Here is a 12,463-nt window from a genome sequence, read left to right as displayed (position 1 = left end):
AACGGGACGTTCCGGGGGCATTCCGGGGCGCCCCCAGCTTGACGCTTGCGGCAATCCCCCGTATAAAGCCGCCTAGATTCAAGCGACGAGGCAACAGTTCATTCGTTAGCCACCGTCTGGTACTTCGGTTGTCCATGGTGTCCTTTCCTTGAGTTCCCCGAGTCGGATGACGTTTTCGTCATGCGATGTTTTTTGTCCTTTTTCTGGAAAGCAAATCATGCAAACCGGTATCGTCAAGTGGTTCAACGACGCCAAGGGCTTCGGCTTCATCAAGCCGGACGCGGGTGGTGACGACCTCTTCGCCCATTTCTCGGAAATCCGCGCCGACGGCTTCAAGTCGCTGCAGGAAAACCAGCGCGTTCAGTTCGAAGTCAAGAATGGCCCGAAGGGCCTGCAGGCCGCGAACATCACCCCGCTGTAAGCATTGACTGCCGGCGCGCCCCGTGCGCGCCGAACAGCATAGAACCCCGCCCGATGGCGGGGTTTTTTGTTTTCAGGCGCAGATCGCGCCACTGGCGGTGCTACCTGCGCCACCTTCATCACATCCCGCCCCGCCCCGCTCCCGCCTGCCCCGGTCATGCAAACGACCAGGCGCCCCGCTCTTGCCCTGCCTGCCATGCGGCCGATAGCCAGCACCCTGGCCTTGCGCGGCACGCCATCCTCACACCGCCTGCCTCCCTCCCGCCTCACGCAGAATCGGGTACGCCTTGCTGCGCCGCACGAAGCATGGCGCCGCCCGCGAGCGCCGCAGAAATGGGTACGGTCTGACTGGCGGGCAATGTTCGCACCGCGCAGCGCGCACGCAGAAACAGGTACGCCCTGCGGCTAACGTGTCTTTCCAGGTGACTTCTGGCACGCAGAAACGGGTACGCCCCAGATTTTTTTTCCAATTCGATGCGACCGATGGCAGCGCTTGCCTGCCCCGCATTCCGCCGACATATCCACAAAAACGGCTCAGGCCGACGACGCAGAAACGGGTACGGCGGGTGCTGCAATGCAATAGCCATCTGAAGTCCTGAGGCTGCCCGCACCTCACGCAGAAATGGGTACGCCGGCGGGCATGGGTGCGCAACGCAACGCCACGCAGAAACGGGTACGCCGGCAGCCTGCGAGGTGGATGGCCGCCAAATCGAGCCGCGGCGGCCATGGTGTGTCGACGCAGAAACAGGTACGGGATAAGCGCGGCGAGTTTGTCACGTATACGTTGAGTGTAAGCGCTAGCTTTTTTCCTATCCAGCATGTATAATGGAAACTTGGTGGAAGTTCCGCCACAGTAATCCCTTGGATCTGCGCAGAAACGGGTACGGGTAGCTCGGAGAAGGGCGGCAGCGAGCACGCAGAAATGGGTACGCTTCGCGGCGCCCAGGTCCCCGGGGTCGTACGCAGAAATGGGTACGCCGCAGAAACAGGTACGCTGTGGCAGCGCGGTTGCAGTTTTTTCAGGCCGGCGCAGAAACAGGTACGGTTTGAGGCTTCGGGACGCAGAAATGGGTACGCCTGGCGCATAAAGTACCCTCCGGCAGCTCGGCAAGTGAACCAGTTTCTGCGTGGATAACCGGGCCTGGCGGTGCTTTCCACAGGAATGAGGTCTCAAAACGCTCGTAAACCGCGTATACGCGCTGTTCACCCGCAGAAACGGGTACGGTTTGCGGGGTGGTCGCGGTGGAAAAGGCTGTGGAATCCGCGAGTTATCCCCGCAGAAACCAGTTCGCCCCACCCGCAGATACAGGTTCGCCTTGCCGCAGATACGGGTTCGGCCCTTCGCAGAATCGAGTACGTTTGCCCGCAGAATCGGGTTCGGCGGGGTTGATTTTTCCCTTACGAATCAAGGCGCTGAACTTCACGTATACGGTTTACAAGTAGTTAACCCGTATCGGTATCGTTTACTGGTAGTGGATGGCTGGCGAACCGTGGACAACCCTCGCGGGTTGCCCACCGTCCGCCACCATGCGACCAGTCTTGAAATCCCCGGATGGCAAAAAAGGCAGGAGGGCAAGGCAAAGGCTTTGCGTACCTGTTTCTGCGTGACAACCTTTGCGGCTTCGAGTACAAAGGCGGGTAATCCGAAGCACGCCAATATGCCCATTAAACGCTCCCCGGCCACCACGGGGGACCGAAGCGTCCTCGACCTGGACGCCGAGCCCTCCCGCATCATTGTTCCCGGCAACGAGAACAACCTGGTTCCGTCCGAGAAATTCCAGCGCCTGTTCGACGAAGCGCAGGCCATGGAGCGTGAAGACGCCTGGCAAAGCGGCGAAGTCGGCTTCCTGAGCCGCGCCAGCGTCCAGGTGACGCTGCCCTACCGCGCGCCCAAGGGCGCGCCGCCGGTATGGACCCGCACCAGCGGCAATATCTCGCTGATGATCCAGCCAGGCTACTTCACTCAGCAGCGCTCCGAGCGTGCCACCAACGGCCGCCAGAAGCTGGTGTCAGAGACCGTTTCGCTGGGCTACCCCTATGGCTCCTATCCACGGCTGATGCTGGCCTGGATCGGCAAGGAGATCATGGCGAAGAAAAAGCGCGGCGAATTCACTGGCACGGTCGAGGACCGGCGCATTTCGCTGGGCAATTCGCTGTCCGAGTTCATGTATAACCTCGGCATTCCGATGGCCACTGGCGGCAAGCGCGGCACCATGACGCTGGTACGCCAGCAGATGATCCGCCTGTTCTCTGCGACCATCGCCATCGTGCAGAACAAGTCGACGCCAAGCCAGAACCAGAACCCCAACCACGAGCCGCTCTCGATCGACCGCGTGGGCTACCTGCTGGCCGACCAGCTGTCGACCTGGTGGGATCCCATGCAGCCGGGCCAGGGGTCCATGTTCGAGAGCTTCGTGGTGCTGTCCGAGCCGTTCTTCAACGAACTGGTCAACCGCCCCGTACCGGTGGACATGCGCGCCCTGAAGGCGCTGAAGCAGTCGCCGTTCGCGCTGGACGTGTATTCGTGGCTGACCTACCGCTTCTTTACGATCCAGCGCCGCACGGAAATCCCGTGGGAAGCGCTGCAGATGCAGTTCGGCACCGAGACCGAAAGCGAGCGCAAATTCCGCGCGCTGTTCCGCAAGGCCCTGAAGGATGTGCTGGTGGTGTACCCCGGAGCCAAGGTCGATGCGGATTCGTCCAAGGCGCTGATCCTGCAGCCATCCCGCACCAGCGTGCGCAAGCTGGGCTGAGTTCCGGCCCCGGGAAAGGCCGCGCACGCTGCTGCTAGCGCTCTCGGGACGGCAGAAGCGGCCCGGGTGGTCCGCAGCGGAAGGCAGTGACCATGTCCCGCCCCTGAATGCAAGAAAGGCAAGCGTTGGACGCTTGCCTTTCTTGTTTGCCCGCCGCGGACGGATCCGCAACGGGCAGGGTCAGCCGAGGCTGGTCAGGCCGGCTTGATTGCCGAAGCCTGCAGGCCCTTCGGGCCTTGCTTGACTTCAAACGTCACGCGCTGCCCATCCTTCAGGGTCTTGAAGCCCGAGCCCTGGATTTCCGAGAAGTGCGCGAACAGGTCTGCACCACCGTCGTCCGGGGTAATGAAGCCAAAGCCCTTGGTCTCGTTGAACCACTTGACCGTACCGGTTGCCATAGGAATTTCCTTTTCGAAGCAAGTTCTTGTACACAACGCAAACAACCGTTCAAGCACGTTGAGTTCTCGTAGATACCGAACGGAAGCCGACGAGGTTGACATGACTTGACTCGACTGTAGCGCGCATCATAACCACTTTGGATTGCGGTGTCATGTGCGGCGTAATGCGCACTACAGATACTTTAGGCACATTCCGGCCTGCTTTTCAAGCAATTTTACGGCCCGGCCCGTTTCCAGCTTCCTGACGGCCAGTGCCCCTGTGGGGCTAATATATTTTTTGTAAATTTGAAAAACGGTTGAAGCATCACCTGGTTTTGGCTACAGTTGCGCCTTAAGAATCAACCGCGCTTTCAGCGCTGAAAGAGAGGTCGCAGTGCCAGCCAAAATCATCACGGTCTTTAACCAGAAAGGCGGTTGCGGCAAGACGACGGTCAGCATGCACCTTGCCGGTACGCTCGGCCTGCGCGGCGCGCGCTCGATGCTGGTCGACATGGATGAGCAAGGTACCGCCACCCGATGGGCGGCGCAGGCCAGCGACGAGCGGCCTTTCCCGGCTTCCGTGATCGGCCTGGCACCCTCGGGCGGCGCCATGCACCGCGAGGTCCGCAAATTCGTCCAGGATTATGACTACATCGTCGTGGATTGCCCTCCGGCGGTACATTCGGCGGCGCCCTCGAGCGCGCTGCTGATTTCTGACCTTGCCATTATTCCGGTGGTGCCTTCGCCGCCGGACCTGTGGGCGGCGGTAGCGGCCAAGACACTGGCGCAACACGCCCAAGTCCAGAATGAATCCTTGCTCATCCGCGTGATGGCCAATATGGTCCAGCGCCGCGTCTCGATCGCGCGCCAGGCTATTGAGATTCTTGGCGACGACGGCGACGTACCGCTGTTGAATTCGATGATCGGATCGCGCTCGGCATTCCGGGAATGCCAGGCGATCGGCTGCACCGTGCACGGCGTTGTCGGCGCGCGCGAGGCGGTGCAGGAGGTCGACATGATGGTCGACGAAATACTGTCTTTGATTGAGCACTAGGCATGGCTACCAAACTGAAAAGCCTCAAGGCTGGCATGCTGGCCGGCATGGCGGCCGAAAAGAACCGCAACGAAACGCTGGACCGCTTCGCACGCGCAGAAGCGGCCATTTCCCAGCATCCGAACGGCTTGCTGCAGGGCAGGGCAGCCGATGGCACGCCGGTTTTCAGCGCTGAAAGTCTTGACGAAGCCGCCGCGGGCCGGCAACTGATCAGGATTCCGCTGGCGCAACTGCACGACAATCCTCTCAACGCTCGGCGCCTCTACGATCCGGCCGTGGTGCAGGAGCGGGCGGCATCCATCGCCACGCACGGTCAGAAGACGCCCGGCCTGGCCGCGCCCGACCCGGCGCGCCCCGGCCATTACATCCTGATCGACGGCCACTACCGCAAGCGAGCCCTGGCGTCCGCCGGCAAGCTCGAGATGGAATGTTTTGTCGAAAACGACCTGAGCGACCTGGATTTTTACCGGCTGTCGTTCATGCTCAACGAGCAGCGCTCGGACCAGTCGGCGCTGGACAATGCGATCGCCTGGCGCCAGCTGCTGGACGAGGGCAAGGTCCAGAAGGAAGAGGAAATCTGCGAGCTGACTGGCATGTCGGCCGGCACCGTGAACAAGACGCTGGCGCTGCTGCGCCTGCCTGAGTCAGTGCTGGGCGTGATGCGCGAGCGCCCGAGCGCGATCGGCATCGCCGCGGGCTATGAACTGACGCTGTACTGCAAGCTGGCCGGCGAGGAGCGCACGCGCGAACTGGCGGCGCGCATCATCAATGACGGCCTGTCGAGCCGCGAGGTAGAAGCCATCCGCAAGCACGCGCAGGAAGGCAAGGCGCGCAAGGTCAAGGAAATCAGCCGGCAATACAAGATCCGGACCGACAGCGGCCAGTTGCTGGGCACCATCAAGGAATGGGACTCGGGACGCGTGATGCTGGACGTGCAACTGAGCGACCGCAATGCCCGCGAGGCGCTGGTCGAGGCCCTGAAGGCCCGCTTCGGGCTGGACAAGACCCTGCTCTGAGCCGGGCAGGCAAGCCATGGCGCTGCGGCGGCAGTACTGCCGCCGCCGTGCTCAGGCCAGCAGATCGCGCGGCGACCGCGCGTCAAACTCCTGGTCACAGGTCTTGCGATAGCGCTCAAGCATGCTGGACAGCAGCGCGTGAAGGCCGCGCACCGAGTAGCCGGCCCGGGGCAATGCCGCCAGCTTGCGCTGCGCGCGCCGGGTCGGAGGCGCGGCGGGTGGACCGATCAGCGATGCGTCTTCGGTGCCCGCGCCATCCCACTGGAGATTGCGGTCACGCCAATGCAGAGCCAGCGCGTGCTGCGTGGCCAGGCCAAAGCCAGGCGTTCCGTCTGGCGCAGCACTTCCCATACCGTCTTCCGGACTGCGCGCAGGCGGCTGCATCGGGGCTAGTGAACGCCGCGTGACCGAGGTCAGCCGGTCCAGGCTGAGCCGGTGTTCCCGCAACAGCAGGATTGCCGCGTGGGCCGTGCGGTAGCGCTGTCCATCGCCGTCGCCGCCCCGGCGTTCCAGCCATGACAGGAAGGGGGCCAGGCTGGCTCCGGGAACCTGCGCGGCGTCCGGCCGCGCCGCCGCAGTTGCCGCCGATGCTTCGGTGCCGTCCGGTATCTGAGCCGGCCAGAGCGCTGCGCCCGGGTATCCGTTGGCATGCATCCAGCGGAAGAGGGCGGCCAGCACCCGCATGCTGTGCCGCACGCTTGCCGGACTGAGCGGGCCGGTGAACGGACGCCATGCGGCCAGGTGGCGCGGTGCCCGCGGTCCGCACCAGCGGCTGGCAGGTTCGGGCTGCGCCAGGAAGCCCAGGTAGGCCTGACGGTCGTCCAGATCGAGCTGCGACAGGCCCTTGCACCGTTCCAGCGCTGCCCAGAGCAGCAAGCGCTCGGCCTCCTTGCGGTAAGCCGAGAACGTGTTGCCGCTGTCGCCGGCGGCATCGCGCAGCCAGGCCTGCGCCACGTCGAGGCCCTGGCTGTACGGGCAACTGGCGTCAGGGTCCAACGCGGGCGGCGCGGTCATCCATTCCAGCGGCAGCGGCTGGCGCATCCCTGGCCCCAATCTGCCTTGCTCGAGCAAGCTGCGGTTGCCGACATGCGCGCCCAGCAGCAGTTTGCCATCGGGGTCCCGGAAGGCAGCGCGGTTCTCGCTGAGCCAGCGGTTGACGGCCGCGCCGGCAAGCGCGCCAATGCGCGGGACGGTTCGCCACCAGGCGTTGCCGCGCAGGTTCGCAAGCTCTAAAAGAGTATTAAGCGTCACAATTTCAGCCTTGCGCAGGCGCCGCGCCAAGGCTGGTGCAAACCACAACTCCACGCCATGCTGGGGCCGCGGCGCCGCCGTACCCATACGCTCGAGCTCGGCCAGCGCGTCCACCCGGCGGTCCATGCCGCGGTTGGAGCGGCCAGGGCCGGCCAGCAGCAGTTCGGCCAGATCTGCCCGACCGTGCAGGTGCGCGAGCTGGACCATCCGGTCGCGCAGGGCAAGCAGGACTCGCAGTGAAGATTCGGCCCCGGCTTCGTCGTCATCGGTTTCGTCGGCCAGGTAGCGGGGCACCACCATGGCTGCCGGCATGCCCTGGACATAGGCGCGCACCGCCGCAAACTCGCTGCGGGTGAGGCTGACCGTCTTCATTCCAGGAATCATGGCACGAATGCGCTGAATGGCTAACTTCTTGATTTATAAGGCACTTGAAGCGAGCGAGAATTCATCCGGCCCGAAATGCATAGCAAAATGCAATGCCGATAATTTTATGCGTGTTTGCACTAGAAAGTCATCCCCGCTGGCCTCGTGCGATCGTATGCTGGCGTCAGGCGGTGCTCGGGGAAAACCCCCGCGGCGCACCATCACCTTGCATTCGGGTTACGCGTTTCATATGCTGCAGGTCAGGAGTTATAAATACTTAGATCAGACTTCAGTCGTATCTAAAACTCTTTCTACATAAGCGTCTTAACACGCAAAACGGGGCGATCCGGTATCTCCACGGGAAGGACAGACCTGCAGCCAGACGGGAAGGCTGCAAGGCGGTCTGGAGCGATGGCGGATCGTATGGAACTGCAGCCGCAAGATAGCGGAGCATTTCCGACAAGCAAGCGCGGATTGTCGCAGGGTCCGTACTTGCCGCAATAATAAGAGAGCGGCCATGGCCACCATCCTCTTGATCGAGCCTCACCCCCTCCTGCGCCTGGGTCTGCGCCATCTGCTGGCCCAAGCACATATTCCTGGTGACCTGATCGATATCGATCCCCTCGCCCCAGTCGATTCGGATTTGTGGCTGTACGATGCCGACCTGCTGATCTACGGTCTGCCTGCCGACCACGCCGGCGGCTGGGCCATGCTGGACGAACTGTGCCAGCGGCTGCGCCCGCAGCGCGTGCTAGTCCTCAGCGATCAGGCGGCGCCAGCGCTGCCGGGTGCGGGCTTGCCTGACTCGGTGCGCGGTTGCGTGGCCAAGAGCTGCAGCGCGGATGCGCTCGATGCGGCGGTGCGCCTGGTGCTGGCCGGCGGCGAATGCTTCCCGGCGCGTTCCCAAGGCAGCCACGCCTGGCAACCGGAACTGGAAGCCGGCCATGCCCCGGTGGCAAGCAGCGCAGGGCAGGGCGAAGCCCGGGTCGTGGCGCTGCGCGCGGGCATCGGCGAAGCCATGCTCGACAACGCGGTGCCCGCGCCCCAGCTCCATTTCCAGGCACATGCGACGTACCACGAAACCCCGTCGGCCGGCGCGCACCTGCTGAATATCACCGAGCGCCAGTACGAAGTGCTTGCGCTGCTGGCGCGGGGCTATCCCATCAAGACGGTCAGCCGCATGCTGAATATCTCGGTGGCCACCGCAAAGACGCATGCCTGCACGCTGTACCAGCGCCTGCACGTGCGCAACAAGGGCGAGGCCGTCTACGTTGCTCTGCAGAAGGGCGCCACGCTCAACTGGGCCGGGCCCGCCACGCCCGCCAATCCGGTGACCCGCGTGCCGGCGCCTGACCACACCTGCCAGGCAGCGTGACTGGCGGCCGCGCCTCATCCTTCTGGCGTGCGGCTCTCGGCCAAAAGCATGAGGCAATGGCGGCGGCGGCTTGCTACCTTGTGATGAAAGGCATCTGCAGACACTTTTGCCGGCGGCCGGCGCTGCCCTGATGCCCTGCAAGGCGGGCCGCGCCGCGGCCCGGATCCCGACCGGGTGGCAAGCGCATCTGCGGCCCGGGCCCGCTGCCAGACCGAGTCAATGCCGACCTACCTCATCGCCAGCAATGAAATGATGTGCCGTGTCCTGGCGCGTCGCCTGAACGCACTGGACGTGCCGCAGCCGATCACGTGGCGTACGCCGCAGTGGCTGCATGAATCAGCGTGCGCATCGACGCAGGCTTGGTCATCGGAGCCATCGCCGGACCCGGCCGATATCGCGCTGATCGACTGCAGCGCGCTGGAGGGCGACCCGCGTGCGTTGCTGGACCAGCTGCAGGCACGCCTGGCGCCACGGCGCTGGCTGGTGCTGTCCGATCGCCTCGATGCCTCGCTGATGCTGCATGCCGCGCTGCTCGGTGCCAGCGGGTGTCTCGCGCTGCCGGCACCGCTCGAACTGGTCTGCGCAGCCACCGCGCTGGTCTGGGCGGGCGGCCAATGTTTTCCGCGCATGGCGCTGTCACTGACGGGCGCCAACGGGACGAGCGCCTCCCTCGTTTGAGCGAGCTGTCCTACATCCACCGGAGGAGTGCGCATCGCACCCGATCACCTATGCTTGAGTCGCCCGGAGGCAGAAGCCAGCCCAATTTGCAGGCAGGCCGCCGCGGGGAAGTAAGGGGGTCATATGGAGGCCGGACTGGAATTCCTCGTCGTTCGCGGCTTTGCTGTGCGCGAAGGCAGAGGCAAGTGGGCGTGCTGCTTCGAGATCAGGCTGGCTGCCAGCCTGGACGATGGTTGCCACGCGGGTGCCAATGAGGGCAGCGATGAGCCGCTGCTCTACCGCGGTGAACTGCACGGACGTCAGTTTGACTGTGAGCTGGCCGCCGCCGACGCGGCCCGCGCGGCCGGCGAGCGCGAAGCGCGGCTGCGTGTGGAAAGCCTGAGGGCGCTGATCATTGCTCAGCATCGGCATCGCGTGCCGCCGCCACTCGTAGCCTGAACCTGCAGGCATCAAGCGAGAGTCAGGCACAGTGGCACCCGGCGGCCCCGCCGGGTGCCACTGTGCCTTTGTCATTCCCCTCGTGATCGCGCAGCTTGCCGGCGAGCCAAAAAAGAAGCCCGCCGACCGGGGGACCATGCGGGCTTTGAAGGCGTGCGAGCCATACTGCCCGCCCACACGTCTCTTTGACGATAACCAATCGGCTCGCGCTCCTCCATCAACCAGAAGCACCATGCGCGCATATTTGCGGCCGAGTGCCCCTGAACTGCCTGAACCGTCCGCCTGTTTTTTGTGCGCCGTCCAACAGACTGGCCTGAACCACGCGCGCCAAGATCGCCATTACGGCCAATGGCAGCAAGTATCTGGCTCGGGTTCAGGGGGAGACGGAAAAATGACTGGTGTCAGCGCTTGGCCTGCCGCATCGCACGTCAGGTACGCGCGCGGGCCCGGCATGGGCCGTCCGTACCCGCTCACGAAACCGCATGGCAGGCGCGGAGGTCACTAGTGCACGGCGACACCAGGATGCGTGGGCGGGGCGGACCGGGGTTGCGCGGCGGCAATCCGGTGTGGTCGCACGTCAACTGCTACATCGACCTTTGGATCGAACTGCTGCACGGACTGGACCTGCCGCCTGTCGCGGCACTGGCCTGCGCGGTGCGGCAGGACTTCGAGGCCGACCACTTCACGCCGTGCCGCTTTCCGGATGCCGACCTGGAGCGGCTGTACGGCCTCACGGTGCACGCGCTGACGTTCTACGACTCGCTCGAGTCGCACGTGGCGGCACAGACCTCGCGCGGCCATATTGTCGTGATGGAACTGGACAGCAGCCAGCTGCCGCCACCCCGCGGCGCCGGCTACCTGCGCCATTGCATGCCCACCTGCATTGCCATCGATGTGTTGATGCCCGAGGCCGGCGCGGTCGGCTACTACCACTCCGACGGCTACCACACCGCGACCGGCGAGGACTACGCCGCCATCATTCGCCTGGCACCGGACGTGCGCAGTGCCGAGGCGCTGCCCTTCCTGCATGCCGACGTGGTCCGCCGCAACGGACACCCGCACGCTGCCGAGACGCTGCTCGAGGCCTCGCTGGCATTGCTGCGCTTTCACCTGGGAAACCGTCCGCGCGAGAACCCCGTCACCCTGTTTCGGGCGGTGTTTCCCCAGCATCTCGAGCGGCTGATGGCGCGCGGCGAACCGGGCTTTCACCACTACGCGTCGGGCGTGCTGCGCCAGCTCGGCGCCAATTTCGAGCTGCTGGCGCGCTACCTGCGCTGGCTGGTGATGCATGGGCAGGAGGTGCCTGAGAAGGCGGCGCAAGCCTGCTACACCATGGCCTCGGAGGCGATGGTGATGCAGTTCCGCCTGATGCGCGCGGTCATCAGCCGCAAGCCGGACCGTTGCGAAGACTGCCTGGACCAGCTCGAAGCCTCATACCTGGCCAGCGTGCCGTTGCTGGCCGCGCATTTCGGCGAGTTCACGCCATGAGCCGGCAGACCGTGCCTGCAGCGGGCAACCCGTGCCTTGTGTGGCCTCTGGCGCGTGGCACAAAACCGCTTTGATCCGGCGCCGGGGGCAAGCCGCAGCATCCGCCATTTGCACGATAGCCCGGGTCTCATGCCGACAGCGGAGGGCATGCCATGCATCCAGGCTTGCGCGCTGCCGTGGCTGATTAGCCCGGAACCGCTTCCAGCCGCCGTGCTGCCTCGCCTCGTGTGGCGGCGGCAGACATAGCCGCCGCCGCCGGCATGGCGCCTTTGCCAGCGCCCGCTGCACTCTCGCCTTTCCGTCCAACCTCCCGATGGATGACCGTTTCCCAGCCGTTCGCCTACTGTCGGAGCGCGCTGCCATGACGCTAAATAGAGGCACTGGCTTGCAAAGAGCGCCGCATCTGGGTCGGTGGCGTGGCCAGCCGGTACTCGGATAGCAGTCGTGCCGAGCCAGGCCGGCAGAGCGTTGTTCCCGGACACGGGATTGGACAGGGGTACGAAAATGATTACGCATCGATCGGATCTGCATGTCAATCACCTGCTCAGCGCGCTGCCGCGCGGCGAGTGGGAGACGCTGGCGCAGCACTTCGAGCTGGTCCGCCTGCGCGCCGGCGAACTCCTGACTGATTCCGGCCAGCGCATCGTCCACGTCTATTTCCCGACCACCGCGGTGGTGTCGCTGCTGTCGCTGCTGGAGGACGGCGCGACGGTCGAGATCGCCGCGGTCGGCAACGAAGGGCTGGTTGGCATCCCCGTGGTCACCGGCGGCGACACCATGCCCAGCCGGGTGGAAGTGCGCAGCCCCGGAATGGCCTATCGCATTCCCGCGCGCCTGCTGCGCGGCGAGCTGCCGCGCCTGCCCACGCTGCAGCGCGTGACACTGCTGTACGTGCAGGCCATGCTCACGCAGATTGCGCAGACCGCGGCCTGCAACCGCCACCACTCCCTGAACAAGCAACTGTGCCGCTGGCTGCTGCTGGCCATCGACCGGCTCAGCTCCAACGAGCTGGTGATCACCCAGCAGGTCATCGCCAACATGCTCGGCGTGCGCCGCGAAGGCGTGACCGAAGCGGCCGGCAAGCTGGAAGACCTGGGCCTGATCCACCACAGCCGCGGCCATATCACCGTGATCGACCGCTGCGGGCTGGAGAAGCATTCGTGCGAGTGCTACAAGCTTGTCAAGCGCGAGTATGACCGCCTGCTGCCCGCGCTGGCCGGCGCCTGAGCGCCACGCTCCGGCGCGCGTGG

The 12,463-nt window shown here is 64.7% G+C and carries 11 protein-coding genes; 9 read left to right on the top strand and 2 right to left on the bottom strand.

Translation table 11 applies throughout. The features are described from left to right. Positions 1-217 precede the first annotated feature (217 nt). Both A3A5_RS0106290 and A3A5_RS0106285 read left to right on the top strand, forming a co-directional pair. Positions 218-421, top strand: coding sequence for a cold-shock protein (locus A3A5_RS0106290; protein ID WP_010811149.1), 204 nt, complete (start codon positions 218-220; stop codon positions 419-421). Between the two features lie 1,657 nt (positions 422-2,078). Further along, positions 2,079-3,173 carry a replication protein RepA gene (locus A3A5_RS0106285; protein ID WP_011616296.1) on the top strand — a complete coding sequence of 365 codons (1,095 nt, stop codon included), beginning with the start codon at positions 2,079-2,081 and terminating at the stop codon, positions 3,171-3,173. Positions 3,174-3,367: 194 nt separating this feature from the next. Here the strand turns inward: A3A5_RS0106285 and A3A5_RS0106280 are convergent, their stop codons facing one another. Then, positions 3,368-3,571, bottom strand: a complete 204-nt coding sequence (locus tag A3A5_RS0106280) for a cold-shock protein (RefSeq protein ID WP_006159056.1) — start codon at positions 3,569-3,571, stop codon at positions 3,368-3,370. Positions 3,572-3,944: 373 nt separating this feature from the next. Between A3A5_RS0106280 and A3A5_RS0106275 the strand changes: the two genes are divergently transcribed. Both A3A5_RS0106275 and A3A5_RS0106270 read left to right on the top strand, forming a co-directional pair. Beyond that, positions 3,945-4,604, top strand: a complete 660-nt coding sequence (locus tag A3A5_RS0106275) for an AAA family ATPase (RefSeq protein WP_018309760.1) — start codon at positions 3,945-3,947, stop codon at positions 4,602-4,604. A 2-nt stretch (positions 4,605-4,606) separates the two neighbouring features. After that, positions 4,607-5,620 (top strand): ParB/RepB/Spo0J family partition protein, encoded by a 1,014-nt coding sequence (locus A3A5_RS0106270; RefSeq protein WP_018309759.1) that lies wholly within the window; start codon positions 4,607-4,609, stop codon positions 5,618-5,620. A gap of 51 nt (positions 5,621-5,671) precedes the next feature. Here A3A5_RS0106270 and A3A5_RS0106265 read toward each other — a convergent pair whose 3' ends face one another. Continuing rightward, on the bottom strand, positions 5,672-7,243 hold the full coding sequence (locus tag A3A5_RS0106265) for a phage integrase family protein (RefSeq protein ID WP_018309758.1): 1,572 nt from the start codon (positions 7,241-7,243) through the stop codon (positions 5,672-5,674). Positions 7,244-7,751: 508 nt separating this feature from the next. Between A3A5_RS0106265 and A3A5_RS0106260 the strand changes: the two genes are divergently transcribed. The 5 genes from A3A5_RS0106260 to A3A5_RS0106240 all read left to right on the top strand — a co-directional run bounded on the left by A3A5_RS0106260 (position 7,752) and on the right by A3A5_RS0106240 (position 12,440). After that, positions 7,752-8,609, top strand: coding sequence for a response regulator transcription factor (locus A3A5_RS0106260; RefSeq protein ID WP_018309757.1), 858 nt, complete (start codon positions 7,752-7,754; stop codon positions 8,607-8,609). A gap of 219 nt (positions 8,610-8,828) precedes the next feature. After that, on the top strand, positions 8,829-9,287 hold the full coding sequence (locus A3A5_RS0106255; protein ID WP_018309756.1) for a response regulator transcription factor: 459 nt from the start codon (positions 8,829-8,831) through the stop codon (positions 9,285-9,287). A gap of 123 nt (positions 9,288-9,410) precedes the next feature. Then, positions 9,411-9,725, top strand: coding sequence for a hypothetical protein (locus A3A5_RS0106250; RefSeq protein ID WP_013951732.1), 315 nt, complete (start codon positions 9,411-9,413; stop codon positions 9,723-9,725). Between the two features lie 504 nt (positions 9,726-10,229). Beyond that, positions 10,230-11,213 (top strand): DUF1839 family protein, encoded by a 984-nt coding sequence (locus A3A5_RS0106245; protein WP_026200513.1) that lies wholly within the window; start codon positions 10,230-10,232, stop codon positions 11,211-11,213. A gap of 504 nt (positions 11,214-11,717) precedes the next feature. Then, positions 11,718-12,440 carry a Crp/Fnr family transcriptional regulator gene (locus A3A5_RS0106240; protein ID WP_018309754.1) on the top strand — a complete coding sequence of 241 codons (723 nt, stop codon included), beginning with the start codon at positions 11,718-11,720 and terminating at the stop codon, positions 12,438-12,440. The last annotated feature ends 23 nt before the right edge of the window (positions 12,441-12,463 follow it).

The sequence above is a fragment of the Cupriavidus sp. UYPR2.512 genome, from assembly GCF_000379565.1.
GTDB lineage: Bacteria > Pseudomonadota > Gammaproteobacteria > Burkholderiales > Burkholderiaceae > Cupriavidus.
This window is presented reverse-complemented; position numbering and strand designations above follow the sequence as displayed.